At 65.6% G+C, this 26996-nt stretch carries 20 protein-coding genes and 3 pseudogenes; 12 read left to right on the top strand and 11 right to left on the bottom strand.

Annotation, left to right across the window (positions count from 1 at the left end; translation table 11 throughout):
* Positions 1–59: 59 nt before the first annotated feature.
* Positions 60–743: a winged helix-turn-helix transcriptional regulator gene (locus MPSD_RS06410; protein WP_020788490.1), complete on the bottom strand. Its 684-nt coding sequence runs from the start codon at positions 741–743 to the stop codon at positions 60–62.
* 78 nt (positions 744–821) lie between these two features.
* Here MPSD_RS06410 and MPSD_RS06405 point away from each other — a divergent pair, with 78 nt between their 5' ends.
* Positions 822–2378 (top strand): DHA2 family efflux MFS transporter permease subunit, encoded by a 1557-nt coding sequence (locus MPSD_RS06405; RefSeq protein ID WP_020788491.1) that lies wholly within the window; start codon positions 822–824, stop codon positions 2376–2378.
* On the opposite strand, the gene MPSD_RS06400 is transcribed toward MPSD_RS06405, so the two are convergent.
* A complete protein-coding gene (locus tag MPSD_RS06400) occupies positions 2375–2992 on the bottom strand; it encodes a TetR/AcrR family transcriptional regulator (RefSeq protein ID WP_086085243.1) in 618 nt (205 codons plus the stop codon). The two genes, MPSD_RS06405 and MPSD_RS06400, sit on opposite strands and share 4 nt — an antisense overlap.
* Positions 2993–3043: 51 nt before the next feature.
* Here MPSD_RS06400 and MPSD_RS06395 point away from each other — a divergent pair, with 51 nt between their 5' ends.
* The 3 genes from MPSD_RS06395 to MPSD_RS06385 all read left to right on the top strand — a co-directional run bounded on the left by MPSD_RS06395 (position 3044) and on the right by MPSD_RS06385 (position 6753).
* Positions 3044–3439, top strand: a complete 396-nt coding sequence (locus MPSD_RS06395) for a nuclear transport factor 2 family protein (protein ID WP_020788493.1) — start codon at positions 3044–3046, stop codon at positions 3437–3439.
* Positions 3440–3631: 192 nt separating this feature from the next.
* Positions 3632–4372 (top strand): beta-phosphoglucomutase family hydrolase, encoded by a 741-nt coding sequence (locus MPSD_RS06390; RefSeq protein WP_020788494.1) that lies wholly within the window; start codon positions 3632–3634, stop codon positions 4370–4372.
* The gene (locus MPSD_RS06385) at positions 4369–6753 is read left to right on the top strand and encodes a glycoside hydrolase family 65 protein (RefSeq protein ID WP_015354747.1); all 2385 of its coding nucleotides are present in this window, start codon (positions 4369–4371) and stop codon (positions 6751–6753) included. The genes MPSD_RS06390 and MPSD_RS06385 overlap by 4 nt, the downstream gene beginning before the upstream one ends.
* On the opposite strand, the gene MPSD_RS06380 is transcribed toward MPSD_RS06385, so the two are convergent.
* Entirely contained in the window at positions 6739–7314 is a 576-nt protein-coding gene (locus tag MPSD_RS06380; RefSeq protein ID WP_011739157.1) for a TetR/AcrR family transcriptional regulator, read from the bottom strand. The genes MPSD_RS06385 and MPSD_RS06380 overlap by 15 nt on opposite strands.
* Before the next feature lie 60 nt (positions 7315–7374).
* On the opposite strand from MPSD_RS06380, the gene MPSD_RS06375 reads away from it, so the two are divergent.
* Positions 7375–8271, top strand: coding sequence for a TauD/TfdA dioxygenase family protein (locus tag MPSD_RS06375; protein WP_086085242.1), 897 nt, complete (start codon positions 7375–7377; stop codon positions 8269–8271).
* A 25-nt stretch (positions 8272–8296) separates the two neighbouring features.
* Here MPSD_RS06375 and MPSD_RS06370 read toward each other — a convergent pair whose 3' ends face one another.
* The 4 genes from MPSD_RS06370 to guaB all read right to left on the bottom strand — a co-directional run bounded on the left by MPSD_RS06370 (position 8297) and on the right by guaB (position 14888).
* Positions 8297–10042: a GMC oxidoreductase gene (locus MPSD_RS06370; RefSeq protein WP_086085241.1), complete on the bottom strand. Its 1746-nt coding sequence runs from the start codon at positions 10040–10042 to the stop codon at positions 8297–8299.
* 88 nt (positions 10043–10130) lie between these two features.
* Positions 10131–11972, bottom strand: coding sequence for a PPE family protein (locus MPSD_RS06365; protein ID WP_020788495.1), 1842 nt, complete (start codon positions 11970–11972; stop codon positions 10131–10133).
* Positions 11973–12152: 180 nt separating this feature from the next.
* On the bottom strand, positions 12153–13280 hold the full coding sequence (locus MPSD_RS06360) for a GuaB3 family IMP dehydrogenase-related protein (protein ID WP_036427498.1): 1128 nt from the start codon (positions 13278–13280) through the stop codon (positions 12153–12155).
* 9 nt (positions 13281–13289) lie between these two features.
* Complete coding sequence (guaB, locus tag MPSD_RS06355) at positions 13290–14888, bottom strand: IMP dehydrogenase (RefSeq protein ID WP_020788497.1); 1599 nt, start codon at positions 14886–14888, stop codon at positions 13290–13292.
* Positions 14889–15051: 163 nt separating this feature from the next.
* On the opposite strand from guaB, the gene MPSD_RS06350 reads away from it, so the two are divergent.
* Positions 15052–15465: a DUF5319 domain-containing protein gene (locus MPSD_RS06350; protein WP_012393020.1), complete on the top strand. Its 414-nt coding sequence runs from the start codon at positions 15052–15054 to the stop codon at positions 15463–15465.
* Between the two features lie 60 nt (positions 15466–15525).
* On the opposite strand, the gene MPSD_RS06345 is transcribed toward MPSD_RS06350, so the two are convergent.
* The 3 genes from MPSD_RS06345 to MPSD_RS06335 all read right to left on the bottom strand — a co-directional run bounded on the left by MPSD_RS06345 (position 15526) and on the right by MPSD_RS06335 (position 18094).
* Positions 15526–16572, bottom strand: coding sequence for an anti-sigma-D factor RsdA (locus MPSD_RS06345; protein ID WP_086085240.1), 1047 nt, complete (start codon positions 16570–16572; stop codon positions 15526–15528).
* Complete coding sequence (sigD, locus tag MPSD_RS06340; RefSeq protein ID WP_015354741.1) at positions 16565–17140, bottom strand: ECF RNA polymerase sigma factor SigD; 576 nt, start codon at positions 17138–17140, stop codon at positions 16565–16567. Before sigD ends, MPSD_RS06345 begins: the two co-directional genes overlap by 8 nt.
* Before the next feature lie 93 nt (positions 17141–17233).
* A complete protein-coding gene (locus MPSD_RS06335) occupies positions 17234–18094 on the bottom strand; it encodes a hypothetical protein (RefSeq protein ID WP_086085244.1) in 861 nt (286 codons plus the stop codon).
* A 550-nt stretch (positions 18095–18644) separates the two neighbouring features.
* Here MPSD_RS06335 and whiB3 point away from each other — a divergent pair.
* Positions 18645–18953, top strand: a complete 309-nt coding sequence (whiB3, locus tag MPSD_RS06330) for a redox-responsive transcriptional regulator WhiB3 (protein WP_012393017.1) — start codon at positions 18645–18647, stop codon at positions 18951–18953.
* A 45-nt stretch (positions 18954–18998) separates the two neighbouring features.
* Here the strand turns inward: whiB3 and MPSD_RS06325 are convergent, their stop codons facing one another.
* Positions 18999–20654 carry an amidohydrolase gene (locus MPSD_RS06325; protein WP_086085239.1) on the bottom strand — a complete coding sequence of 552 codons (1656 nt, stop codon included), beginning with the start codon at positions 20652–20654 and terminating at the stop codon, positions 18999–19001.
* 332 nt (positions 20655–20986) lie between these two features.
* Here MPSD_RS06325 and MPSD_RS06320 point away from each other — a divergent pair.
* The 5 genes and pseudogenes from MPSD_RS06320 to MPSD_RS06290 all read left to right on the top strand — a co-directional run bounded on the left by MPSD_RS06320 (position 20987) and on the right by MPSD_RS06290 (position 26983).
* Positions 20987–22649 (top strand): annotated as a pseudogene (locus tag MPSD_RS06320) (PPE family protein).
* A gap of 548 nt (positions 22650–23197) precedes the next feature.
* A pseudogene (locus MPSD_RS06310) lies at positions 23198–24163 on the top strand (PPE family protein); the annotation flags it as partial.
* Between the two features lie 144 nt (positions 24164–24307).
* The gene (locus tag MPSD_RS06300) at positions 24308–25510 is read left to right on the top strand and encodes an ISAs1-like element IS2404/ISMul1 family transposase (RefSeq protein ID WP_420811876.1); all 1203 of its coding nucleotides are present in this window, start codon (positions 24308–24310) and stop codon (positions 25508–25510) included.
* A 17-nt stretch (positions 25511–25527) separates the two neighbouring features.
* Positions 25528–26289 (top strand): annotated as a pseudogene (locus MPSD_RS06295) (PPE family protein); the annotation flags it as partial.
* A 265-nt stretch (positions 26290–26554) separates the two neighbouring features.
* Positions 26555–26983 carry a hypothetical protein gene (locus tag MPSD_RS06290; RefSeq protein ID WP_020788505.1) on the top strand — a complete coding sequence of 143 codons (429 nt, stop codon included), beginning with the start codon at positions 26555–26557 and terminating at the stop codon, positions 26981–26983.
* The last annotated feature ends 13 nt before the right edge of the window (positions 26984–26996 follow it).

Genomic DNA, 26996 nt, shown 5'->3' with positions numbered 1-26996 from the left:
TGAGCACCAGCGGGTTCGCCGACCGGTGCTGCCTCACCCGCCGGCACCGATTCCCGACACTAGGACCGGCCGTCGGCGCCCCTGGCTCGCGGCGAATTCCCCGACAACGAAAACGCGGTGCACAGCGCGTCGATGGCGCCGGGGTCGCCATCGAAGTCGATCCGCCCCAGGGCCGCTTTTCGGGTGGCTTCGTCAGCCCCCAAACGGGCCGTGACAAGGTCTAGCGCAGCGGCGCTGATCGTCACCGTCGGGGCCCCGCGGGCGGGCCCGAGGCGACCGCGCTCCACCGCGAACTCGAAACGGCGCCCGTCGATCTCGGCACGGTAGGTCGCAGCCAACCCCGGGGCGCGGGCCGGGTCGAAGCCCAGCAGGATTCCGGCGAGGAAGCCGTTCAACGGCGAAACCACGCTCGAGTCGTCGATCGGATCAATGAGGTCCAGGCCGAACCACGCGAGGGTCTGCAAGACCGGCAACACCCGCCGCCAGCCGCCGTCGCTGAGGGTGTAGACGGTCCGCCCGATCGGCGGGGGCAATTCGGTTCGGTCGACGAGCCCGCGCTCTTGGAGCTCGGCGAGTCGCTGCGCCAGCAAGTTGGTGGCAATGCCGGCCAACTCGGCGCGCAGGTCGCCGTAGCGGCGGGGCCCGCCGACCAACTCGCGCAGGATCAGCAAGGTCCACCGCTCCCCGAAGATGTCGAGCCCGCGAGCGATGGGGCAGTTCTGGTTGTAGTTGCGGGCAGACACTGCGTCACGGTACCACCGTAGACACTTTATTCAAATTTCTACTTGATTTATTTGTCTATCAGCTTTAGCGTCTTGTCCATGCGTATTCAGCCCGTCTTCCGGGATCACCCGATCCTCGCGCTTGCCGTTATCTGCCTATCCGTCTTCGTGATCAGCGTGGACGCCACCATCGTCAACGTCGCCCTGCCCACGCTGTCGCGCGAACTGGGGGCAGATACCGCACAACTGCAGTGGATCGTCGACGCGTACACCCTGGTCATGTCGGGACTGCTGCTGTCGGCCGGCAGCCTTAGCGACCGCTACGGCAGGCGAGGCTGGCTCAGCGCCGGCCTCATCTTGTTCGCGCTCACTTCCGCCCTTGCCGCACAGGTGAATTCGGCGGATACGTTGGTTGCGGCGCGCGCCGCCATGGGCGTCGGAGCCGCGGTCATCTTTCCGACCACGCTGGGATTGATCACCAACATCTTCACCGACCCGGTTCCGCGCGCCAAGGCGATCGGGCTGTGGACGGCCATGGTGGGCGTCGGGGTCGCCGTCGGACCGATCACCGGCGGCTGGCTGCTCGAACACTTCTCCTGGGGCTCGATCTTTTTGGTGAACGTTCCGATTGCGGTCGCAGCCATGGCCGGCGCCATCCTGTTCGTACCGACCTCCCGCGACCCGGCGGCACCCCGCGTCGACGTTCCCGGCCTGATGCTGTCCGCGGTCGGCATCACGGCGCTGGTCTACACCATCATCGAAGCGCCCAACTGGGGATGGACCAGCACCCGCGCCAGCGGCGGCTTCATCGCGGCGGCAATCGTTCTGGTGGGATTCGCGCTGTGGGAGCGGCGCAGCAGCAATCCGATGTTGGACGTATCGGTGTTCGCCAACCGCCGGTTCTCCGGTGGCAGCCTGGCGGTGACCGCGGGCTTTTTGACGCTGTTCGGGTTCATCTTCGTCATCACCCAGTACTTCCAATTCATCAAGGACTACACGGCATTGCAGACCGGGGTGCGGTTGCTACCGGTCGCCCTCTCGATTGCACTGGCCGCCATCCTGGGACCCCGCCTGGTGGAACGGGTGGGCACCACCGCCGTGGTCGCCGCCGGCTTGGCGGTGTTCGCCGCCGCGCTGGCGTGGGCGTCCACGGCCGATGCGACAACCCCGTATACCCAGATCGCACTGCAGATGCTGCTGCTGGGCGGTGGCCTGGGCCTCACCACCGCGCCGGCCACCGAGGCGATCATGGGATCGTTGCCGGCCGACAGGGCCGGAGTCGGCTCGGCGGTCAACGACACCACCCGCGAACTCGGCGGCACCCTCGGCGTCGCCATCGCGGGCAGCGTCTTCGCATCCGTCTACTCCGGCCAGCTCGGCTCGGCGTCGGCCTTGGCCACCCTCCCGTCCGACGTGCGTTCGGCCATGAAAGGTTCGATGGCGGTGGCGCACAAGGTGATCGACCAGTTGCCGGCCGGACCGGCCGCCGGGGTACGCGACGCCGTCAATCATGCGTTCCTGGACGGCCTGCAGGTCGCAACCCTGGTTTGCGCCGGCATCGCACTGGCAGCGGCGATCGTTGTCGGCTGGCTACTGCCGGCCCGGGCCGGGCAACCGACACCAGCACAGACCGAGCCGGCACTCGCGCAGGTCTAACCGGCCGGGCCGGCCCGCAGGCACAACCACGCCGCGTCGGCAAGGATCGCCGCGTCAGCGGCATTCGGGGGGGCGGCGAGGTTGCCGAGCAACCAGGCCCGCACCAACTCCTGGGCCGGTCCCAGCCAGAGCGCCTGGCTGTGCGCCGGGCTCAGGGGGCGTAGCGCCCCGTAGTGAGCGTGCGGGCGCCACCACGTCTGCACGGCGGTCGCGAAGCGCTCGTTGTGCGACCTCAGCTCGTCGACGGCCGCGCGGTGCACGGCGGGCTCGGTCATCGTGATGAGAAATCGCGCCATCTCCGGGTGCTCGGTGCACCAGCTCAGGTGCATGCCGACAATCCCGCGCACCGCCGACTCCGCATCCGGGTAGCGCGCCAGATCCTTGAGCAACGCCTGCTGGTAACGCGTTACGCAGTCGACGTAGACGGCCGCCGCCAGCACTTCCTTGCTCGGGAAATGGTGGAAAAAACTGCCATTGCTGACACCGGCATCGCGCTGGATCTGCCGCAGTGCGGTGGCGTCGATGCCTTGGCTGAGAAACCGATTCAGCGCGGCCTCGATGATCGCCGCGCGCCGATCACCGCCGGCACGGGTGGTTGTCCGGGTGGCGGCCATGCTGCTAGCAGTAACACTCTAGAAAACTAGAGAATTACTCTAGGAGTGCCCATGCACCGAGAACAGGCCATCGAGCTGGCCGAGCGGCTCCTGCAAGCCTGGAACACCCAGGAAGTGGACCGCGTCGTCGGCTGCTACACCGCCGACGTTCGCTATCGCGACCCGAACACCCGCGGCTTCGTGGAGGGGCCTGAGGCCCTGCGCCACTACTTGACGAAGCTTTTCGACCGCTGGCGGATGCACTGGACCTTGCGAGAGGCCTATCCCCTGCGCCACGAGGACGGCGCCGCGGTGCTCTGGCGGGCCAGCTTTCGGTTCATCGGTCGTGATACCGAGGTCGAGATCGACGGCATGGATCTGGCTTTGACGCACGGCGATCGACTGAGCCGCAATGACGTCTACTTCGATCGCACGCCATTGCAGCGCCTGGCCGCCCTCGCCGCCTGACCCCACCAGACAACGCATTTCCGGGCTTTTCCGGATCGTTGCACCAGTGACCTGCGCGAGCGCCCGAAGCCGACGCGACGCACCTGCACGTAGCGGCCGCGTTTGGTACACCGGTGGGCAGTAACCCTGCGCGGTACCCGAGCGGGCATGGTGAACTGGTAGCGCCCGAACAACCCGGAAGCGAGGTCCCCCGTGCTGGGTCTCCCAGAGAAGGTCCGCGCCTGTCTGTTTGACCTGGACGGTGTGCTCACCGACACCGCCAGCGTCCATACCAAGGCCTGGAAAGCCATGTTCGACGCATACCTCTCCGAGCGTGCCGAGCGCACGGGCGGGCAGTTCGTCCCCTTCGACCCAGCCGCCGACTACCGGCAGTATGTGGACGGCAAGAAGCGAGAAGACGGGGTGCGCTCCTTTCTGAGCAGCCGGGGTATCCAGCTTCCCGACGGCAGTCCCGATGATCCCGGCGACCTCGAAACGGTGTACGGCCTGGGCAACCGCAAAAATGACATGTTCCAAAAGGTGCTGAAGAAGGACGGCGTGGACGTGTTCGAGGGTTCCCGGCGCTATCTCGAGGCAGTCTCGGCCGCGGGCCTGAGCATCGCCGTGGTGTCGTCGAGCGCCAATACCCGCGACGTGCTCGAGATCACCGGCCTGAGCCGGTTCATCCAACAGCGGGTGGACGGCGTGAGGCTGCGCGAGGAACACATCGCGGGCAAGCCGGCTCCCGACTCCTACCTGCGGGGAGCGCAGCTGCTCGACACCGCCCCGGATGCGGCGGCGGTGTTTGAGGACGCAATTTCGGGCGTGCAGGCCGGTCGAGCCGGTAACTTCGGCTACGTGGTGGGTGTTGACCGAGTGGGCCAGGCCGAAGATTTGCGGCGCAACGGCGCCGACGTCGTAATAACCGATCTCGCCGAACTGCTGCAATCATGATCAGCGAAGAAGCCTTTCCCGTCGAACCATGGCAGGTTCGCGAGACGCGGCTGGACTTGAATCTGCTGGCCCAGTCCGAGTCGATCTTCGCCCTGTCCAACGGGCATATCGGCTTGCGCGGCAACCTCGACGAGGGTGAGCCCTACGGCCTGCCGGGCACCTACCTGAACTCGTTTTTCGAGATCCGCCCGCTGCCCTATGCCGAAGCCGGGTACGGCTACCCGGAGGCCGGCCAGACCGTCGTCGACGTCACCAACGGCAAGATCCTGCGACTGCTGGTCGACGACGAACCCTTCGACGTGCGCTATGGCGAATTGCTCTCCCATGAGCGCGTTCTCGATCTGCGTGCCGGGACACTGACCCGCAGCACCCACTGGCGCTCGCCGGCGGACAAGCAGGTCAAGGTCGTATCGACCCGGCTGGTATCGCTGTCGCATCGCAGCGTCGCGGCCATCGAGTACACCGTGGAGGCCGTCGACGATTTCGCCCGGATAACCGTGCAGTCCGAACTGGTCACCAACGAGGACCAGCCGGAAACCTCGGATGACCCGCGCGTGTCGGCAATCCTGGAGCACCCGCTGCAGGCCGTCGACCACGAGAACACCGAGTGCGGAGCGCTGCTGATGCACCGCACCCGCAGCAGTGCCTTGATGATGGCCGCCGCGATGGACCACGAGGTCGAGGTGCCCGGGCGGGTCGAGATCACCACCGACGCACGTCCCGACCTGGCCCGCACCACGGTGATCTGCGGACTACGGCCCGGACAGAAACTGCGCATCGTCAAGTACCTGGCGTATGGCTGGTCGAGTTTGCGTTCGCGCCCCGCGCTGCGCGACCAGGTCGCCGGGGCACTGCACGGTGCCCGCTACAGCGGTTGGCAGGGACTGATCGACACGCAGCGCTCCTACCTCGACGAATTCTGGGACAGCGCGGACGTCGAGGTGGAGGGCGACCCGGAGTGCCAGCAAGCGGTACGGTTCGGGCTTTTCCACCTGCTGCAGGCCAGCGCCCGCGCCGAGCGCCGGGCGATCCCGAGCAAGGGGCTCACCGGAACCGGCTACGACGGCCACGCTTTCTGGGACTCGGAAGGCTTCGTGCTGCCCGTGCTGACCTATACGGCACCACACGCGGTGGCCGACGCATTGCGGTGGCGGGCCTCGACGTTGGACCTCGCCAAGGAGCGCGCGGCCGAGCTCGGTCTGGACGGGGCGAGCTTTCCCTGGCGCACCATCCGCGGGGAGGAATGCTCTGCCTACTGGCCGGCCGGAACGGCCGCCTGGCACATCAACGCCGACATCGCCATGGCATTCGAGCGGTACCGCACCGTCACCGGCGATCACTCGCTGGAAAAGGATTGTGGCCTAGCGGTTTTGATCGAGACCGCCCGGCTGTGGATCTCGCTCGGGCACCACGACCGCCACGGTATCTGGCACCTGGACGGGGTCACCGGCCCCGATGAGTACACGGCGATCGTTCGAGACAACGTCTTCACGAATCTGATGGCGGCCCACAACCTGATCACCGCGGCCGACGCCTGTCTGCGCCACCCCGAGGCCGCCCAGGACATGGGTGTCACCACCGAAGAGATGGCGGCCTGGCGGGATGCGGCCGACGCGGTGAACATCCCCTACGACGAAGAGCTGGGCGTACACCAGCAGTGTGAGGGGTTCACCACCCTGGCCGAGTGGGACTTCGAAACCAATACGACCTACCCGCTGCTACTGCACGAGGCCTATGTGCGCCTCTACCCCACCCAGGTAATCAAGCAGGCCGACCTGGTGCTGGCAATGCAGTGGCAGAGCCACGCGTTTACCGCGGAACAGAAGGCCCGCAATGTCGACTACTACGAGCGTCGCATGGTGCGCGACTCGTCGCTGTCGGCGTGCACCCAGGCGGTGATGTGTGCCGACGTCGGTCACCTGGAGCTGGCCCACGACTACGCCTACGAGGCGGCCTTGATCGACCTGCGCGATCTGCACCGCAACACCCGTGACGGCCTGCACATGGCGTCGCTGGCCGGGGCCTGGACCGCGCTGGTCGGCGGCTTCGGCCGCCTGCGCGACGACGAGGGCATCCTGTCCATCGATCCGCAACTGCCCGACGGCATTTCGCGATTGCGGTTCCGGCTGCGCTGGCGCGGCTACCGGCTGACCGTCGACGCCAACCACTCCACCGTCACCTTCACCCTGCGCGACGGGCCGGGTGCGGAACTGACCATCCGCCATGCCGGCAAGGATCTCGAGCTCAGCTCGACCAAGCCGACCACCATTTCGGTGCACAAGCACAAGCCGCTATTGCCGCCACCGCCACAGCCGCCGGGCCGTGAGCCGGTGCACCGGCGCAACATGGCTGCCAAGGTGTGGGCGTCAACCGCGACCTGAGGGCTCGATGATGCGCGCGACCTCATCGGTCACCGCCTGCCGCAGATCGGCGTCGGCCAGTTCGTCCAGACCGGTCGCCGAGCGCAGCATGGGTTCGAACAGGCGCCAGCCCAGGCACAGCGCGATGGCATTGGCGACCGCCAGCCGCGCGGTGGTGTCGTCGCCGTGATGGACACGCACCTGGCCGAGTAGCTCGGCGACGTTGGGAAAGCGCGTCTGCAGCTGCTCGGCCGGATATCCGTCGAGCAGGGTGCGCGCCCACACTCTCATCTGCCGATCCAGCGCCCGCTCGAGGTCATCGGCGGGTGTCCCGGCACGCAACAGCTCCGTCAGGTGGGTGCCCAGGTAGTCAAGGACGGCCCCGACCAGTTGTTCTTTTGCGCCGAAGTGGCGAAACACCAACCCGTGGTTGACCTTTGACCGGGCCGCGATATCGCGGATGGACGTCGCCGCCGGGCCCCGCTCGGCGAACAGATCCGCGGCGGCTTCCAGCACCGCCGCGGCTACCTCTTCCCGTCCGGTGGGGGTCTTTCGAGAACGGATTGCCGAACCTGTAGTCACACGACTACACTAGCCGATGTAGTCAACTGACTACACCCTACGTTTGCTTAAGGAACAGCAATGACAGACCTGATAACAGTCAAGAAGCTCGGCAGCCGGATAGGCGCCCAAGTCGATGGGGTGAGCCTGGGAGCCGATCTCGACGCGGCCGCCGTCGACCAGATCCGCGCGGCACTGCTCGAGCACAAGGTGATCTTCTTCCGCAACCAACACCACCTCGATGACCAGCAACAACTCCAGTTCGCCGGGTTGTTGGGCACTCCGATCGGCCACCCGGCCGCGACGGCCGCGCTGCCCGATGCGCCGATCATCACGCCGATCAACTCCGAGTGGGGCAAGGCCAACCGCTGGCACACCGACGTCACCTTCGCCGCGAACTATCCGGCGGCCTCGATCCTGCGCGCGGTCACTCTGCCCAACTACGGCGGGTCGACCCTGTGGGCAAACACCGCGACGGCCTACGCCGAACTACCCGAACCGCTCAAGTGCCTCGTGGAGAACCTGTGGGCACTGCACACCAACCGCTACGACTACGTGGCCAACGAGGCGGTCCAGGCATTGACCGACACCCAACAGGCGTTCCGGCAGGCATTCCAGAAACCCGATTTCCGCACCGAACATCCGGTGGTGCGGGTGCACCCCGAAACGGGCGAACGCACGCTGTTGGCCGGCGACTTCGTCCGCGGTTTCGTCGGTCTGGACAGCCAGGAATCGAGCGCGCTGTTCGAACTGCTGCAACGGCGAATCACCTCGCCAGAGAACACCATCCGCTGGAATTGGGAATCAGGTGACGTGGCCATCTGGGATAACCGGGCAACCCAGCATCGGGCCATCGACGACTACGACGACCAGCATCGGCTGTTGCACCGGGTGACGCTGATGGGCGACGTTCCGGTCGACGTGCACGGGCAGCGCAGCCGAGTGATCAGCGGAGCGCCGCTGGCGCTGGCCGGCTAGCCGCCGGCCTGCGCGCCGCCCGGCGTCAGCCCGCGCTGCTGACCCGGCTGACCGGATCGATGGGCAGCCAGCGCAGCGCGCCGGGCGCGTCGGCGGGCACCACCGGGTGTTCCGGCTGAACCGGGGACAGCCGACTGTAGCCGTCGCCCTGCAGCGGCCGCTCATCGTTTTGGCCCTTGTTGGGCCAGAGCGAGGCGGCACGCTCGGCTTGTGCGGTGATGGACAGCGAGGGGTTGACACCAAGGTTCGCCGAGATCGCGGCACCGTCGACCACGAACATGGTCGGGTAGCCGTAGACGCGGTGATACGGGTCGATGACCCCGCTGTCGGGGTTGTCGCCGATCACCGCACCACCCAGGAAGTGCGCGGTCAGCGGGATGTTGAACAACTCACCCCAGGTACCGCCGGCCACCCCGTCGATCTTCTCGGCAATGCGGCGGGTCACCTGGTTGCCGACCGGGATCCAGGTCGGGTTCGGTTCGCCGTGCCCCTGCTTGCTGGAATACCAGCGGATGCCCAACTTGCCGCGCTTGGTGAACGTGGTGATCGAGTTGTCCAGGTGCTGCATGACCAGCGCGATCACCGTGCGCTCGCTCCACTGCCGGGGGTTGATCAGCCGGAACATCCTGCGCGGACTTTCCCCGGCCTGGTCGAGCAGCTGGCGCCAACGCGCCACGTCGGTGCCGCTGGGACCGGAACCGTCGGTCATCAGCGTCTGCAACAACCCCATCGCGTTGGAGCCCTTGCCGTAGCGGACCGGCTCGACGTGGGTATCCGGCGTCGGGTGAATCGACGACGTGATCGCCACCCCGTGGGTCAGGTCCAGGTCCGGATTCACCTTCAACGTCGCGGCGCCGACGATGGATTCGGAGTTGGTTCGGGTCAGCACGCCCAGCCGCTTGGAGAGCCTGGGCAACTTGCCCTTGTCGCGCATCTTGAACAGCAGATGCTGGGTCCCCCAGGTACCGGCGGCCAAGATCAGGTACGAGGCGGTGAAGGTACGCCGGTCCCGTCGTGCCCAACTGCCGGTGCGAACCGTCCGAACCTCCCACAACCCGTCCGGCCGCTGCTCGAAGCCCTTCACCGTGGTCATCGGAATCACCTCGGCACCAGCCGATTCCGCCAGACCAAGGTAGTTCTTTACCAGGGTGTTCTTGGCGCCATGGCGACAGCCGGTCATGCACTCGCCGCATTCGGTGCAGCCGGTTCGCGCGGGGCCGGCACCGCCGAAGTAGGGGTCGGGCACCGTCTTGCCCGGCGTCTTGGTGCCGTCGGGACCGAAGAACACCCCGACCGGGGTGGGCACCCAGGTGTCACCGAATCCCATCTCGTCGGCGACTTCCTTGACGATGCGGTCCGCGTCGGTGAACGTCGGGTTTTTCACCACGCCCAGCATCCGCTGCGCCTGCTGGTAGTGCGGCATCAGCTCGTCGCGCCAGTCGGTGATGTGTTTCCACTGCTGGTCGTTGAAGAATGGGTCCGGCGGAACGTAGAGCGTGTTGGCATAGTTCAGCGATCCGCCGCCCACCCCCGCGCCGGCCAGGATCATCACGTTTTTCAGCGGGTGGATGCGCTGGATGCCGTAGCAACCCAGCTTGGGCGCCCACAGGAATTTGCGCAGATCCCAGGATGTCTTGGCGAATTCGGCATCACTGAAGCGCCAGCCGGCCTCCAGCACGCCGACCCGGTAGCCTTTCTCCGTCAGGCGCAGCGCACTCACACTGCCCCCGAAACCCGAACCGATAATCAAGACGTCGTAATCCGGCTTCATGGCTGCAGTATGACCTTCTTTACATTCGATCCGCTACGGGGCACCCGATACTTCACTACACGCTATTCGCACGCCGGTGCGGCCGCGCCTAGTTGAAGAAACCCGACTGGTCATCGCCGGTGTTGAAACCGCCCGAGCTGTTGGTGCCCGAGTTCGAGATGCCCGAACTCAACGCACCCGAGTTGGCGATGCCGAAGGTGGCGTTGCCCGAGTTGGCGATTCCCGCGTTGCCAAAGCCCGTGTTGAACAGGCCCACCTGGTAGTCGCCCACGTTGTTGATTCCCGAGGTAAAACCGAAGGTTGTGGCGACGTTCATAAAGCCCGAGGTGGCGTCCCCCGAGTTATTGAAGCCCGAGACGCCCGCGCCGGTGTTACCGAAACCCGAGATCGAACCCGGTTGGGTATCGGGACTGCCGATGCCCGTGTTCACGCTGCCCGCGTTGAACAGACCCGTATTGGTGGAGCCGGAGTTGAAAAAGCCGGTGTTCACGTAGCCGGAATTGAAGCTGCCGGTGTTTCCGCCGTTGGGGCCATTGTCGCCGCCAGAGTTGAAGCTGCCGGTGTTCTCGGTGCCCGAGTTCCCGAAGCCCAGGTTGCCGCCACCGCCGTTGCCGACGCCGACGTTGCCGACGCCGACGTTGGCGGCACCCCCATTACCAAACCCGAGGTTGAAGTTGCCCCCGTTACCGAAGCCGGTGTTGACCCGGCCGGCATTCCAAAAGCCCGTGTTGGTGTCACCCGCGTTCGCGAAACCGAAGTTCCGATCCCCGGAGTTGAAGAAACCCACGTTGTTGCTGCCCGAGTTGAAGAACCCCACGTTGTTGTCACCGGAGTTGCCCAAGCCGATGTTTCCGATGCCGCCGTTGAGTCCGGCGAAGTTGATGCCCACCTGGTTGTTTCCGGTCAGGCCGAAGCCGATGTTGTTGTCGCCGTTGTTCCCGAAGCCCAGATTGTTGCTGCCGAGGTTGCCAAAGCCCACGTTGGAAAAGCCGTTGTTACCGCTACCCAGGTTGGTGTCACCAAGATTTCCGTTGCCGAAGTTGGCGTTGCCAAGGTTGCCGCTGCCCAGGTTGGCATCGCCGACGCGGTTTCCGAAGCCGAAGTTTCCCTGGCCGAGAAAGTTTCCGAAGCCCACGTTTGCGTTGCCTAGATTTCCGCTGCCCCAGTTCAGATTCCCGCGGTTACCGTTGCCGAAGTTGGTGTTGCCGGTGTTACCGCTACCCAGGTTGAAGAAGCCGTTGTTCCCGCTACCCAGGTTGGCATTTCCGGTGTTTCCGCCGCCCAGATTGAGGTTGCCGGCGTTTCCACCGCCCAGGTTGAAGTCGCCGATGTTGCCGATGCTCAGGTTTCCCACGCCGGTGTTGCCAATGCTCAAACCCGGGATGACCGACGCGGCCGGGCCGGCCAGCCCCTGCAGCGCCTGCTGCCACGACGCCAATCCCGACGCCGCGGCGGATGCCCCGCCGTGATAGCCCAGCATCGCGGCGACGTCGGCGGCCCACATCTGCTCATAGCTGCCCTCGGCCGCCGCGATCGCCGGGGCGTTCTGCCCGAACAAGTTCGTCAGCACCAGCTGCACCAGCGCATTTCGATTCGCCGCAACCGCCAACGGATGGATCATGGCCGCCCGCGCGGCCTCAAACGCGCTGACCACCTCTTTGGCCTGAAGCGCTGCCTCACCAGCCCGCACCGCCGCAGCATTGAGCCAGCTCACATAGGGCGCGGCAGCGGCCGACATCGCCGCTGCCGCCGCCCCTTGCCACGACGAACCCACCAGCCCCGACGTCACCGAGCCAAACGATTCGGCGGCCGATCCCAACTCGACCGCCAGCCCATCCCAGGCCATGGCCGCGCTCAACATCGGCCCCGACCCGGCACCAGCAAACATCCGCGCCGAATTGATCTCGGGGGGCAACATCGGAAAGTTCATTTCAGCAGTCCCTTCCCGGAACCGAGCCGTCGGCGCACGAGCTTGTTTGCTGGCCGCAGCCCATTGCGCTAACTGCGGACCATACTCGGATACCAGCCCAATGTTGGTGGTTTGCGCGGACCATCGGTGACGAGACCGATCGGCGAGTGCGTCCGGGCGCTCCAGCCGATGCGGGTGGCGTCAGCCGCCGACTGCCAAACCGACCTTCTGGAACTCTTTGAGATCGCAGTAACCGGCCTTGGCCATCGATCGGCGCAACCCGCCGACCAGGTTGAGGGTGCCGAACGGGTCGTCGGAGGGCCCATTGAGGACCCGCTCCAGCGACGGCCGCTCGCCCATCGCGATCTGCAGCAATGCCCCGCGCGGCAATGACGGGTGCGCGGCGGCGGCCGGCCAGAACCAGCCCTCGCCGAGCGCCTCGGCGGACTCGGCCAGCGGCGTACCCAGCACCACCGCATCGGCGCCACAGGCGATTGCCTTGGCCAGCTCGCCGGAGGTGTGGATGTCGCCATCGGCGAGCACGTGCACGTAGCGGCCGCCGGTCTCATCGAGGTATTCGCGCCGTGCGGCGGCGGCGTCGGCGATCGCGGTGGCCATCGGCACACTGATGCCGAGCACCTCGTCGCTGCTGGTCATCCCCTCGGTGGACCCATAGCCGACGATGACCCCGGCGGCCCCGGTCCGCATCAGGTGCAGGGCCGTGCGGTGGTCCAGGACGCCACCGGCAACCACCGGGATGTCGAGCTCGGAAATGAAGGTCTTCAGGTTCAGCGGTTCGCCATCGCTGGAAACATGCTCGGCCGAGACGATGGCGCCCTGGATGACCAGCAGGTCGATGCCGGCCTGCACCAGCACCGGCGTGAGCGCCTGAGCATTCTGCGGGCTGACCCGCACCGCGGTGGTCACACCGGCTTCGCGAATCCGTGCCACCGCCGCACCCAGCAGTCCGGGGTCCAGCGGTGCCGCGTGCAGCTCCTGCAGCAGCCGGATCGCCGCCGTCGGCTCGGGTTCCTTGCTGGCGGCCTCGACGAGCTGGGTGATCTTGGCCGCAACGTCGGCATGCCGACCGATCAGACCTTCCCCGTTGAGCACCGCCAGCCCGCCCAGGCGGCCGAGCTCGATGGCGAACTCCGGGGACACCAGGGCGTCGGTCGGGTGCGCCACCACCGGAATTTCGAACCGGTATGCGTCGAGCTGCCAGGCCGTGGAGACGTCCTTGGACGAGCGCGTCCGGCGCGACGGGACGATGCTGATCTCGCTGAGTTCATAGGTGCGACGGGCGGTGCGGCCCATGCCGATTTCAACCATCATCTGCCGTCAGCGTGCGTAGTAGTTGGGCGCTTCGACGGTCATGGCGACGTCGTGCGGATGGCCCTCTTTGAGGCCAGCGGGCGTGATACGGACAAACTGCGCCTGTTGCAGCACCTCGATGGTGGGCGAGCCGGTGTAGCCCATCGCGGCGCGCAAACCGCCGGTCAACTGATGGATCACCGAGGCCAGCGGGCCGCGGAACGGCACCCGGCCCTCGATGCCCTCGGGTACCAACTTGTCCTCGCTCAGGGCATCGTCGGCGAAGTAGCGGTCCTTGGAGTAGGACTTCGCCCCGCCCCGGCCCTGCATGGCACCGAGGGAACCCATACCGCGATAGCTCTTGTATTGCTTGCCGTTGACGAAGATCAGTTCACCGGGCGCCTCGGCGGTACCGGCCAGCAGTGACCCCAGCATGGCCGTCGATGCACCGGCGGCCAGCGCCTTGGCGATGTCACCGGAGTACTGAAGCCCCCCATCGGCGATCACCGGGATGCCCGCCCGCCGGCACACCGCGACCGCTTCCAGGATCGCGGTGATTTGCGGGGCGCCGACACCGGCCACCACCCGGGTGGTGCAGATCGACCCCGGGCCCACGCCAACCTTGACCGCGTCGGCGCCGGCGTCGACCAGGGCCGCGGCCGCCGACCTGGTGGCCACATTGCCGCCGACCACTTCGACCCGCTCACCGACTTCGAGTTTGAGTTTGCTGACCATGTCGAGCACCAGCCTGTTGTGGGCGTGCGCGGTGTCGACGATCAGCACGTCGACCCCGGCGTCCACCAGCATCATGGCGCGGACCCAGGCGTCGCCCCCGACACCGACGGCCGCGCCCACCAGCAGCCGGCCGTCGCTGTCCTTGGTGGCCAGCGGATGTTGCTCGGTCTTGACGAAGTCTTTGACCGTGATCAGCCCGGTCAACCGGCCGCTTCCGTCGACGACCGGCAGTTTCTCGATTTTGTGCCGGCGCAACAGGCCCAGGGCCGCCGACGCACTGACCCCCTCCTGCGCGGTGATCAGCGGGGCCTTGGTCATCACCTCGGCGACTTGCTTGGACTGGTCGACCTCGAAGCGCATGTCCCGGTTGGTGATGATGCCCACCAGCGCACCCGCGTCGTCGACCACCGGCAGGCCAGAAATGCGGAACCGGGCACACAACGCGTCGACCTGGGCCAGGGTGTTGTCCGGCCGGCAGGTCACCGGATCGGTGACCATCCCCGCCTCCGAGCGCTTGACCGTCTCGACCTGGCTGGCCTGCTCGGCCACCGGCAGGTTGCGGTGTAGCACCCCCATGCCGCCGGCCCGGGCCATCGCGATCGCCATCCGGGACTCGGTGACGGTGTCCATCGCAGAGCTGACCAGCGGCACCTTGAGCCGGATCTTCTTGGTGAGCTGACTGGACGTGTCAGCGGTGCTGGGCACCACGTCCGAGGCGGCCGGCAGTAGCAAGACGTCGTCGAAAGTCAGCCCGAGCATCGCCACCTTGTGCGGATCGTCGCCGCCGGTGGGCACCGAGTCGCCGGACAGGTCCCCAACACGGGCATCGCGCATGTAGGGGCTGTCGACCAGGTCGGAACTGTCTTCCAAGTGGGACATGCCACGGGACATCGGTGGGGCCTCCATACGCATGGCGGAGTGAAAGACCCATCCTATCGGCTCCCAGACTGTGACCGAGCCGCAGCTTGGGGTGTGGCGCGAGTCCAAAACAGACCGCAAGGCGCGCCCACGCAATTTCTGGCGCGATGGCTGCCTGCCTGCGTAGGCTAGGGGGGTGCGCGACCACCTCCCGCCGGGTTTGCCGCCCGATCCCTTTGCCGACGACCCCTGCGATCCGTCGGCAGCCCTGGAAGCCGTAGAACCCGGCCAGCCGCTGGATCAGCAAGAGCGGATGGCGGTGGAGGCCGATCTGGCCGATCTCGCGGTGTACGAGGCGTTGTTGGCCCACAAGGGAATCCGTGGACTCGTGGTGTGCTGCGACGAGTGTCAACAGGATCACTATCACGACTGGGACATGCTGCGCGCGAACCTGCTGCAGTTGTTGATCGACGGCACCGTCCGCCCACACGAGCCGGCCTACGACCCCGAGCCGGACGCTTACGTCACCTGGGATTACTGCCGCGGTTACGCCGATGCCTCGCTCAACGAAGCGACATCCGACGCGGACGGGTTCCACCACCGCCACTGAGCGAGTGTTGCAACGGCTGGACGCGAGCCGTATCCGCTACTGAGCGCCCCCGCCAGCCCGTCAGGAAACTGGGCCTGCTGGTGCGGGTTCCACCGGTTCTGGCTGTCCGGACGTTTGAACCACCGGACTTCCCGGGTTGGTCGCGTCGCCGGGTGCTGCCGACTTAGCCGGCCCCGGTGCCGCAACGCCGGCGGCCGCCGGCGAGCCAGGCGCCACCACAGACGTGTCGGCGGGCGTCTCGCCTGAGACAACCGCCGAAACGGGCGGCGTTGGGACCGACGTGGGCGCCGGACTGGTCGCGGTCGCGCCCGCGGGCGGTAGCGATGCCGACGGCTTGGCCCCCGTCGTGGTTGGCGACGCACTGGGCGCCGGTGCCGATTCCGGTGCGCCCGATTCGTTCGGCGGCACGGGCGACACCGTTTCCGGAGCCAGGGGTGTCAGCGAGTTGCCCGGAGGAACCTGCGGTGCGAGCACCCCGGTGGGCCCGGACTCTGGCGGCCCGCCAGCTGGCAGAGTCGCATTCGGATCGCGCTTTTCGACCTTGGTGTTGAGCTGATTCAGCTCGTTTAGCAGGTGCTGTCGGCGGCTGCCGTCGTTGACGGTCTGCAGGGTGCTGCTGACCTCGGCCAGCTGGCTCTCGGCTTGGTCCCATTGCCCCTGCGCGATCATCTGCTCGGCCTTGGCGAGATCGGCCTTGGCGGACAACATGATCTGGTCTTCACTGACCCGCGGCTCGTTGAACAGCATCGCGTGCAGGCCATAGAGCAGGTCGCCGGGACGGGCGTCGGCCACCACGGCGCCAAGCCCGCTCAATGCCAGCAATGTCGCCGCAACCGAGCCGATCGCTGCCCACGCGCGGCGCGACCGGCGGCGTTCGGAAAGCCCCAGGATCAGCGCATCAACGGCCTCATTCTGCGACACCAGCGCGCTGGCCGGCGGCCAGCGCAGGTCGTCGCGCCATTCGCCCATCAGGGCGGCCAGCGCGTCATCGTCGGGATCGTTGAGGCTGAACCGTTCGCGGCCGGCGAGCGCATCGAGAAGCAGATCGGTGCGAGCCACCTCGTCCAACCCCGGCTGGTCGCCGAGAGTAAATCCAGATTCAGGCATAGTCACCCGCCGCGACGATTTCGTCCTTGAGCCGTTGAAGTGCGCGGTGCTGGGCCACCCGGACCGCCCCGGTGGTGCTACCCACAGCGGCCGCGGTTTCCTCGGCGGACAGACCGACAACCACGCGCAAAATCAGAATTTCACGCTGTTTGGCCGGCAGTATCTCGAGCAATTCGTTCATCCGGGTGACCGAATCGGCCTCGATGGCGAGTTGCTCGGGACCGGCATCGGCGGATCGGCGCTCTGGAACCGATTCGGCCGGGTAGGCAAGATCGCGCCCGGCGGCGCGATGCGCGTCGGCAACCTTGTGTGCCGCGATGCCGTACAGAAAGGCCAAGAAGGGGCGCCCTCGGTCCCGATAGCGCGGCAACGCCGTAATGGTGGCCAAACAGACCTCCTGTGCCACATCATCTGCTGAGAGGCCACTGCGCTCGACCGTGCCGACGCGAGCTCGGCAATACCGCACAACGATCGGACGAATGGTCTCCAGCACCTCCCGAAGCGCGTTCCGGTCTCCTGCCACGGCCTCCGCAACCACAGCGTCGAGACGTTCCCCTTCAATTGTCATCGACGGCGATATCTCCAACGTTACGAACCGGACACATCCCGGGCTAACTAACGGGGCTAGCTAACGGATTGACAATAACGGTCGAAAAGCAATTCAAGCGGGACGCCAGGTTCCACCGGCGCGCCACACCTGATCTGCGCAGATATCGCGAATCTCGCGCAACTGACTTACCGGAAGCGTGACGCTTTCGGTATCGATCAGCAAGCAAGCCAGCGCCCAGCGCAGCGGGATCAGCCCCAGCCGTCCGGCATCGTCGAGGGCCGCCTCGCCGATCACGCGCGCTTTATCGATGACGCCGGCGCTGCATAACGCCGCCGCCAGCACCACATCACTTTTGACCCGATGCCTGGCCGACGCACCGCCGCTGGTGCGAGCCAGCTCGACCCCCCGCTCGGCAAGACCCACCGCGGTACGGCCGTCGCCGGAGAACATGGCCAGCTCCGCCCCGACCCAGCAGCGGCGCACCGCCAGCCGGTCGGCCACCTGGGGCGGCAATTGCGCGGCGACGACGACGGTGTCGGCACGACTCAGCAGCGCCGCCGACGCGGCGAAGCGGCCGACACCCAGCGCGTCGGCAGCAAGGCCCACCAGCGCATCGGTTGCGGCCTCGGGATCGGCACCGGCCAGCGCTAGGGCACGACCGTCCCAACGGCGCGCCCGCGTGTGCCACCCCAGCTGGCGCAGAAATGACGCGTGCGTGCTGTGTGCCAGCGAGGACCAGCGATCGGCCGGCACCCGGCGCCGCAGCAGCGCCAGATCGCTATACGCACTGCCGTAGCGGCCCTGGCCGCCGGCGGCGACGGCACGCAGCCACAGCTGACGCGGCGTGATCGCCGCAGGCAGCGGCCAGCGGTCTGGCCTACTTCCGAACGCGGCATCGTCGAGCGTTGACTCGATCGCCGACGCGACGACCGCGAAGTTTCGATCATCGCTCTCGGTGATGCCGGGCCCCACACATGCGCCCATTGATCCTTGAAGTTATCGGAGGTGTTGGCGCCCCGACAATGCCGGCACCCGGGGCGACCGGCGGCGTCCGCGACCTGCGCAACACGACTCACCTGGATGACAAGCGCTCGAGCGAATATGGTAAAGGCACGCGGTACGCCTCGAGTGCCGAACAAGACTGTGATATTCGACCATCCACTCGACGTCAATGGTAAAAAGTTTGTGCTTTCCATGTTACGGCAGTATTACTCACAGCTATCTTCAGAATAATTACAGGTAGCCCACAGTAGGCCAGTGACCTGGGGGAATCGGGATATCTAGGTCGTCTTCTTAGCACGCTTTGTCTTCCACAAATGCGAGGCAGATGAACGCGGAGTTAATTCTCATCCAACGCCCAGGTATTTCACGGGCAACGGTGGCTATTGACGGAAATTCGGCAACGCCCCTAGCGTTTACCTTTGTTCGGGTAGTCATCGTTGACGCCTCTGAAAAGTCAGTGCACAACTCGCGAGTCGCGAACCTAAAACCTCGGGTGTGCCGTGCAGAGAGGGAATCAGCAATGCCACAGCCAGAGCAACTACCTGGGCCCAACGCCGACATCTGGAACTGGCAGTTGCAGGGCCTATGCCGCGGTGTCGACTCATCGATGTTCTTCCACCCCGACGGCGAGCGCGGCCGGGCCCGCATGCAACGCGAACAGCGCGCCAAAGAGATGTGCCGGCGCTGCCCGGTGATCGAAGAGTGCCGCTCCCATGCACTCGATGTGGGCGAGCCCTACGGCGTTTGGGGCGGTTTGTCCGAGTCCGAGCGTGACCTGCTGCTCAAGGGCGGCATCGGACGCACTCGGGGGATCCGCCGCACTGCCTGATCGTCCCGGCTCTCCCCCGGGTTGGCCCGCTATCGCGGCCTGGGCCTACGACGACTGCGTCGCGGGCTCGCGATAGATCGTGCGCCCCTCTTTGATGGTCTCGAGGACCGCGATGTCCTTTAACTTCATCGGATCCACGGTCAGTGGATTGTTGTCCACGATCACCAGATCGGCGAGCTTGCCCACCGTGATCGAACCCTTGGACTGCTCCTCGGAGTACTGATATGCGGCGTTGATGGTGATCGCCTTCAGCGCCTCGAGCGCTGTTACGCGCTGATCCGCCCCAATGACTTCCCCACTGCGCGAGACGCGATTGACCGCCGTCCACAACACGAACATCTGGTCCAGGGGCGTGACGTTGAAGTCGGTGTGGTAGGTCGGACGTAGCCCCATGTCGATGGCGGCCCGCATCGGGCTGAGGAAATGGGCCTGCTCCTTGCCGCGCAGCCGCACGTGGGTGTCGCCGAAGTAGAACGCGTGCTCGGTGAACAGTGAGGGAATCAGGTTGTACTCGACATACTTCGCGAGCTGATCCCGCCGCACGAACTGGGAATGAATCACCGTGGTGTGGCGGTCTTTGGTGGGGTCATCGGCGGCCGCGTACTCATGCGCGGCCAGCAGGACGTCAATCGCCCCATCTCCGTTGGCGTGGATGTTCAGCGGCAAACCGAGGTCGTAAACCCGTTTGAACCACCCGTTGACGGTCTCCTGTGAGAAGGGCAGCTCGCCGGACAAGTTCTTTTCGCCGCCGGGCCCATCGGCCAGGTAGGGGGTGGTGAAGAACGCGGTTCGGCCCTGCGGCGAGCCGTCGAGAGTGATTTTCACGCCGCCGAGCTTGAGCCGGTTGTGGTACGTCCCGAATGTGTCGGCCGGATTTTCCGGCAGTACCTCGTCGAGTTCGAGGATGAACGGGTACGCGATGACGTCAATGAGGTCGGCGCCACCGGCGGCCGCCCGCCGCAGCAAGGCAATGTCGGCCGCGTGGGTCAATCCCTCGTGCGCGGTGGTGATACCGACCGCCGCGTACAGCAGTTGACCGGCAATGCTCCATTGCACCTCTTGCTCCGGCGTGGGCTTGGGCAGCGAAGCGAAAATCGGCAGGAACGCGGTTTCCACGATCAGGCCGTCGGGTTCGGTGGAACCTTCCTTGCGCACGATCACCCCGCCCGGCGGCGTTTCGGTGTCCGCCGAGATGCCAAACTTTTGCATCGCCGCGGAATTGAGCACGGCCCCGTGCAGGGATACGTGCCCGACCAGCACCGGGTTGTTCGGGAAGTCCGCGTCGAGGTCTTCGCGATGCAGTGTGCGTCCATCGGGCATGACCGTCTCGTCATATCCGTAGGCCATGATGATCTCGCCGTCGGCGATGTCGCGCGCGTCCCGGAACTTCTTGAGCTCCGCGACAATCGCCTCGACATCTGCCGCCGGGCCGGCTGGCGGTGCGAACACGTTGACCTGGTTGGCCACCGTCAGTGCATTGATGTAGTGGCTGTGCGGGTCGATGAATCCCGGTAGCAAGGTATTTCCGGCAAGATCGACGCGCCGTGTGTGCGGCCCCAGATGTTCGCGAACCACATCGTCGTGGGCCCCGACCGCAACGATGCGCCCATCCTTGACCGCGACCGCTTCGGCTATTGGCTGCTCATCGTCAACTGTGACGATGTCACCGTTGGTGTAGATGGCATCGGCGTCACCGGTCACGTAGACCCCCTCTTGATTGCCGTCATCCTACTGCGACCTCGAACAACACGCGCAACATCGGTTGCTTCATCTACCCAGCGGTCAAGGCCGACCATGTTGTGGCACAAGGCATTACCCGGCAGACAACCTCGCCCCGAGACGCCACCAACACTCGGGGAAACCGTGCACCCACAACTCTCATTAGAGCTGGCCGTCAACCTGGGTCCGGCCCGGCGCAAAGACGAAAATCCGAGTTGACATCGCGGTGGCGGTCCTAGCATTCCTGGCGAATTGCGATTCCACGGCGGCCTGGTCGCCGCCAGAGCAGCAAACGATACGGGCAGGGGCCGACCATGACGAACTTTGCGATGTTGCCACCCGAGGTCAATTCGTTGCGGATGTTCACCGGTGCGGGATCGGCACCGATGCTCGACGCCGCGACGGCCTGGGACAGCATGGCCTCGGAGCTGGGTGTGGCGGCATCGTCGTTTTCGTCGGTGACCTCCGGATTGGCCGGAGATGCCTGGCAAGGCGCGGCCAGCGCGGCGATGACGGCCGCGGCCAGCTCCTATGCGAAATTGTTGGGCGCGGCCTCGACCCGAGCTGCCGCGGCGGCCACCCAGGCCAAGGCGGTGGCCGGTGTGTTCGAGGACGCGCGCGGCGATGGTCCATCCGTTGGCCGTGGCGGCCAACCGCAGCGCGTTCCTCAAGTTGGTTCAGTCAAATTGGCTGGGGCTCAACGCACCGGCCATCATGGCCACCGAGGGCCACTACGAGCAGATGTGGGCCCAGGACGTGGCCACGATGGCCGGCTACCACGCCGGGGTGTCGTCAGCGGCAGCCGCGTTGCCCGGCGGTCTGCAGCAGCTGCTGAAAACCCTGCCCAACCTGGGCATCGGAAACATCGGCACCGCAAACATCGGCACCGGAAACAGCGGTGTGGGAAACACCCCGATCACACCTGGAATCGCGGGCAACTACAACATCGGCGGCGGAAACAACGGCAACAACAACCTCGGCGCCGGAAACTACGGCAACTTCAACTTCGGCTTCGGCAACAAGGGCGACGGGAACATCGGCTTCGGCAACGGCGGCCCGGCCAACCTGTCGAGACTGAACCCGTTCGCCCTGCAACCGGCGCCGGGCAACAACAACGTCGGCATGGGCAACACCGGCAACAACAACTTCGGCCTGGGCAACCTCGGCGACGGCAACATTGGCGGCGGCAACTACGGCAATAACAACATCGGGCTCGGCCTGCTGGGCAGCAATTTGGTCGGCCTCGGCGGTGCCTACTACGACACGGCCGCCGGCCAGTTCCATTTCGACGGCCTGAACACGGGCAGCGGCAACATCGGCATCGGGAACTCGGGCAACAACAACATCGGCTTCTTCAACTCCGGCGACGGCAACATCGGCGCCTTCAGCTCGGGCACCAACAGCGTTCTGCCGGGTCACCTCAACAGCTTTGGCGTCGGGAACTCCGGCATCGGCAACTTCGCCGTCGGGAACGCGGGCGCGGGAAACTTCGGCGCCGGAAACTCCGGCCTGCTGAACACCGGGGTCGGGAACGCCGGCTCGATTGATACCGGCGCGTTTAATGGGAACAACCTCAACACGGGCTTTTTGAACTCGGGCAAGACAAACACCGGCTTTGGGAACTCCGGCCACGAGAACACCGGCTTTTGGAATTCGGGCGACGTGAACACCGGCGTCGGGGCCACCACCGACAGCGGCCTGGCTACCGCGGGGTTCGGCAACACCGGCGAGGTCGGAATCTCGGGCTTCGGAAACACGGCCACGGGCGGTTTCCGCAGCGGCGACATGTCGGGCTTCTTCAACACCGCCGCGGGCGGCTCCAGCTATACCGGCGTCAGCTCGGGCTTTTTCAATACCGGTCTCACCGACCCCATCGGCCCCTTTGCCAGCGGTGTGCTCAGCGGCTTCAACTCGGGCATTTTCAATACCGGCATCGCCGTGTCGGGTTTATTCAGCCTCAGTCAGCTGGCGCGATGATCGGATTGGCCCGGGCGCCGGACTGCGCCCCCACGCATTGCACCGCGAGCAGATCTTCGAACTTGGCCGTGTCTAGCCGGCGGAACCCATCCGGAGGCGCATCTCCAGCGAGGACTTGGACGACAACCCCGGCCGGTATCGGGACGAACTTCGTCTCCCACCCTGCACAACCCGCCGGCGCGGCCGCGCACGCTCGCATTGTTGCGCACCCTTGCCCGGCGACCGGCTGGAGCACCCTCTCTCGACGAGTCATGTTGTGGCGCGAGGGGTTACCCGGAAATCCGCGGAAGCGCTCGAAGGCCGGGCCGACCCGGCCGGCGCCCCGCGAAGCCTCAGGTGGGCGTCGCATCAAGGGGTGCCATTTGCTCGCCTGTGGGCGCGCGCTCAGCATAATTGACGTGCCAGATCGACCGATCAACCTTGATCGGAATTCTGGCCAAAAGGCCAATATCGAAGAAGACAACGTCGTAGCATTCGTGGCGAATTGCTCGATTGCACGGCGACACAGTCGCTTCCAGAGCAGCAAACGCTACAGGTAGGGGTCTACCATGACGAACTTTGCAATGTTGCCGCCGGAGATCAATTCATCCTTAATGTTCTCCGGTGCCGGATCGGCCCCGATGCTTGATGCGGCCGCGGCCTGGGAGGGCCTGGCCTCCGAGCTCGGCACGGCGGCATCATCGTTCTCATCGGTGACCTCGGGTTTAGTCAGCGACACGTGGCACGGCGCGGCCAAGGCGGCGATGAACGCCGTGGCCACCCCGTACGCGCAGTTATTGAGCGCGGCGTCAACCCAAGCCGCAGGGGCGGTCTCCCAGGCCAAAGCGGTGGCCGGAGCGTTTGAGGTCGCGCGCGCCGCGATGATTCATCCGCTGGAGGTGTTGGCCAACCGCAACGTGTTCGTCCAGCTGATTCGAACCAACTTGTTCGGGCTCAATGCGCCCGCAATCATGGCCGCCGAGGGCCAGTACGAGCAGATGTGGGCCCAGGATGTCGCCGCGATGGTCGGCTACCACGGCGGGGCGTCATCCGCGGCGGCAAGCCTGCCGAGCGGGTTGCAACAGATACTGCAGAGCCTGCCGAACCTGGGGCTGGGCAACAAGGGCAATGCGAACCTCGGTAGCGGCAACACCGGGATCGGCAACATCGGCGTCGGCAACAGCGGCGAGGGAAACAGCGCACTGGTGCCCCCGCAGTCGGGGAACTACAACATCGGCGGCGGAAACAACGGCAACAACAACCTCGGCGCCGGAAACATCGGCAACTTCAACTTTGGCTTCGGCAATAACGGGACCGGTAACTTCGGCTTCGGCAACGCCGGCCCCGCAGACCTCTCCAATCCCAACCTGTTCACCTTCCACGTGACGCCCGGCGAGAACAACATCGGTATCGGTAATACCGGCAACGGCAACTTCGGCCTCGGCAACACCGGAGACGGCAATATCGGCGGCGGCAATACCGGTATTGGCAACATCGGGTTCGGACTCAATGGCAACAATTTGGTCAGTGTCGGGGCAGGGCTCCGGCGTTGTTGATTAGCAGGCTTGTGAGCTGGGTTGATGATCTTTGGTGCCGCGCTATTGGGGCCGGAGTGTAGGCACGGGCTATCTGGAGAACGATCGAGTTGGTTACTGTTCGTCGTTGGTCTGGAGTTGCCCGTGCCTACCGTTTCAGTATTGCCTGTGTCGTCGGTTCCAGAGGTGTTCGACCGCTGGAGTCCTGGTGAGCGCAGCGAGCTCATCGGATCGGAGTTTCTCGATGTGTTGGCCTCGGTGCCAGACCCGAGGGGCCCACGCGGTCGGAGGTATTCGCTGATGGCTTTGTTGGCGATCGCGGTTCTGGCCACTGCCGCGGGGATGCGCGGCTATGCTGGTTTTGCCACATGGGCGGCCACCGCTCCCGATGATGTGTTGGCCCAATTAGGGGTCCGGTTCCGGCGGCCCAGTGAGAAGACCTTCCGCGCTGTTTTGTCTCGGCTAGACCCCGCCGACCTCAACGCCAGGATGGGCAGTTACTTCACTGCACACGTGGCCAGCAGCGACCCCAGTGGATTGGTGCCGATCGCGTTGGACGGCAAGATGCTGCGTGGTGCTTTACGCGCCAAAGCGACAGCCACGCATCTCGTGTCGGTGTTCGCCCACCGTGCCCGATTGGTGCTCGGTCAACTCGCTGTCGCCGAGAAAAGCAATGAAATTCCCTGCGTACGTGCCCTGCTCACGCTGCTGCCGGGTAGCTTGCGGTGGCTGGTCACCGTGGATGCGATGCATACCCAGGTCGTCACCGCGAAGTTGATCTGCGCCACCTTGAAGTCGCACTACCTGATGATCGTCAAGTCCAACCAAGCCAAAATATTTGCGCGTATCACCGCGCTGCCCTGGGCCGAGGTGCCCACAGCCGCTACCGACGACTCCCGCGGCCACGGCCGTGTCGAGACCCGCACCCCGCAAATCATCACCGCTGCACGAGGAATCGGCTTCCCCTACGCAAAACAAATCATCCGGATCACTCGTGAACGCTTGATCACCGCCACCGACCAGCGCAGCGTGGAGGTGGTCTATGCCATCTGCAGCCTGCCGTTCGAGCACGCCCGCCCTACCGCGATCATGACCTGGATGCGTCAACACTGGGGAATCGAGAACAGCCTGCACTGGATACGCGACGTCACCTTCGACGAAGACCGTCAAAGGGCACATACCGGAAACGGCGCACAGGTCCTAGCAACGCTACGCAACACCGCGATCAATCTGCACCGCCTCAACGGCGCCGACAACATCGCCGAAGCCTGCCGGATCACCGCTTTGACCGCCAACCGCCGCCTAGACCTCCTCAATCCACAATCCCCCAGCTCACAAGCCTGCTAATCAACAACGCCGGAGCCCTGGGTGTCGGGGGCGCGTATTACGACACGGCGGCCGGCCAGTTCCACTTCGACGGCCTGAACACGGGTAGCGGCAACATCGGAATTGGTAACTCGGGCAGTAACAACATCGGCTTCTTCAACTCCGGCGACGGCAACATCGGCGCCTTCAGCTCGGGCACCAATTCGGTGTTCCCGGGCCAGCTCAACAGCTTTGGCGTCGGCAACTCCGGCACCGGCAACCTCGGGTTCGGGAACGCGGGCAGCGGAAACGCCGGCTTCGGCAACAGCGGCTTGCTCAACACCGGCTTCGGCAACGCGGGCTCGATCAATACCGGTGGATTCAACGGGAACAACCTCAACACGGGCTTCTTGAACTCGGGCGAGGTCAACACGGGCATCGGCAACTCGGGCCACATCAACACCGGATTCCTGAACGCGGGCAATGTCAACACCGGCATCGGTAACGCCACCAACGCCTGCGAGGTCGGCCTCACCGCAACGGATAGCTCGGGATTCTTCAACACCGGTTACGGCGTCTCAGGATTCGGAAACGCGGCAGACGAGAGCAGCTATGGTCACGGCGTGTCGGGCTTTGGAAACACCGCGGTCGGAACGGCATTCGAGGTTGGCGTCAGTTCGGGCTTCTTCAACACCGGCTACTCGGAGGCCATCGGCCCCTTCGCGGCGGGTCAGGTCAGTGGCTTCAACTCTGGCTTCTTCAACTGGGGCACCGCCAACTCGGGCCTGTTCAGCCTCAGCAAGCTGGCCATCAAGTCCTGATCCCGGTTCCGGGTAGCTAGAAGCCCGCACCCGCCTCGGTTCGACGAGATCGCGGCAGGCGGCCGTCAACGCACGCGCATAACCCGGCGGCAGCCGCCGACATCACCGGGCACCGCCGCGCACACTTCTGCACCACCCATACCCGCAATTTGGTCGTTTTTGCACCTTGGTAGGCGGCGCTGGGCCGTTGATCATGGAGAGCATCAAGCACTTCACCGGGCGACGGAACCCGGTCGGACCAGATAGCGACAGAAAGAGAACCCCGATGAGGAACTTTCAACGACGCGGCGCCGCGATCGCCGCATTCGCGTTCGCATTCGCTGCGGCGCCGGTGATCGGACTCGGCGCACCGGCGATCAGCCGGGCCGATGACCACAACTGCATGTCGGGGTGGACCTGGGACAACGTGGCGCAACAATGCGTGATCAGCCCGGTGCCCGCAACCACGGCGCCTGCCCAAAATGGGCCGCCGCCGCCAGGCACCCCGGGCGGCGTGTACGGACCCGGTGGATGGGGTGGCCCCGGGGGACCGGGTGGACCTCCCGCCCCCGGCGAACCGTATGGACCGTATGGGCCCCAAGTTGGCGCGCCCGGAACCCCGGGGTGGCCCGGCGGAATCGCAGGACCCACCGCCGCCGGCGGGCACGCCGGGATGGGCGGGATCGGCGGAATGGGTGGGATGGGACGACACTAGTCGTCCCGGCTCC

It is taken from the genome of Mycobacterium pseudoshottsii JCM 15466 (genome assembly GCF_003584745.1).
GTDB classification, from domain to species: Bacteria; Actinomycetota; Actinomycetes; order Mycobacteriales; family Mycobacteriaceae; genus Mycobacterium; species Mycobacterium marinum.
Note: the sequence above shows the minus strand (reverse complement) of the source record. Positions and strands in the feature narration are given on the sequence as shown.

Excerpts from the sequence above, each read along its gene's own strand:
- MPSD_RS06405 (WP_020788491.1), top strand. The coding sequence starts at position 822 with ATGCGTATTCAGCCCGTCTTCCGGGATCACCCGATCCTCGCGCTTGCC.
- MPSD_RS06400 (WP_086085243.1), bottom strand. The coding sequence starts at position 2,992 with ATGGCCGCCACCCGGACAACCACCCGTGCCGGCGGTGATCGGCGCGCG.
- MPSD_RS06395 (WP_020788493.1), top strand. The coding sequence starts at position 3,044 with ATGCACCGAGAACAGGCCATCGAGCTGGCCGAGCGGCTCCTGCAAGCC.
- MPSD_RS06385 (WP_015354747.1), top strand. The coding sequence starts at position 4,369 with ATGATCAGCGAAGAAGCCTTTCCCGTCGAACCATGGCAGGTTCGCGAG.
- MPSD_RS06375 (WP_086085242.1), top strand. The coding sequence starts at position 7,375 with ATGACAGACCTGATAACAGTCAAGAAGCTCGGCAGCCGGATAGGCGCC.
- MPSD_RS06370 (WP_086085241.1), bottom strand. The coding sequence starts at position 10,042 with ATGAAGCCGGATTACGACGTCTTGATTATCGGTTCGGGTTTCGGGGGC.
- MPSD_RS06365 (WP_020788495.1), bottom strand. The coding sequence starts at position 11,972 with ATGAACTTTCCGATGTTGCCCCCCGAGATCAATTCGGCGCGGATGTTT.
- MPSD_RS06360 (WP_036427498.1), bottom strand. The coding sequence starts at position 13,280 with ATGGTTGAAATCGGCATGGGCCGCACCGCCCGTCGCACCTATGAACTC.
- guaB (WP_020788497.1), bottom strand. The coding sequence starts at position 14,888 with ATGTCCCGTGGCATGTCCCACTTGGAAGACAGTTCCGACCTGGTCGAC.
- MPSD_RS06345 (WP_086085240.1), bottom strand. The coding sequence starts at position 16,572 with ATGCCTGAATCTGGATTTACTCTCGGCGACCAGCCGGGGTTGGACGAG.
- sigD (WP_015354741.1), bottom strand. The coding sequence starts at position 17,140 with ATGACAATTGAAGGGGAACGTCTCGACGCTGTGGTTGCGGAGGCCGTG.
- whiB3 (WP_012393017.1), top strand. The coding sequence starts at position 18,645 with ATGCCACAGCCAGAGCAACTACCTGGGCCCAACGCCGACATCTGGAAC.
- MPSD_RS06290 (WP_020788505.1), top strand. The coding sequence starts at position 26,555 with ATGAGGAACTTTCAACGACGCGGCGCCGCGATCGCCGCATTCGCGTTC.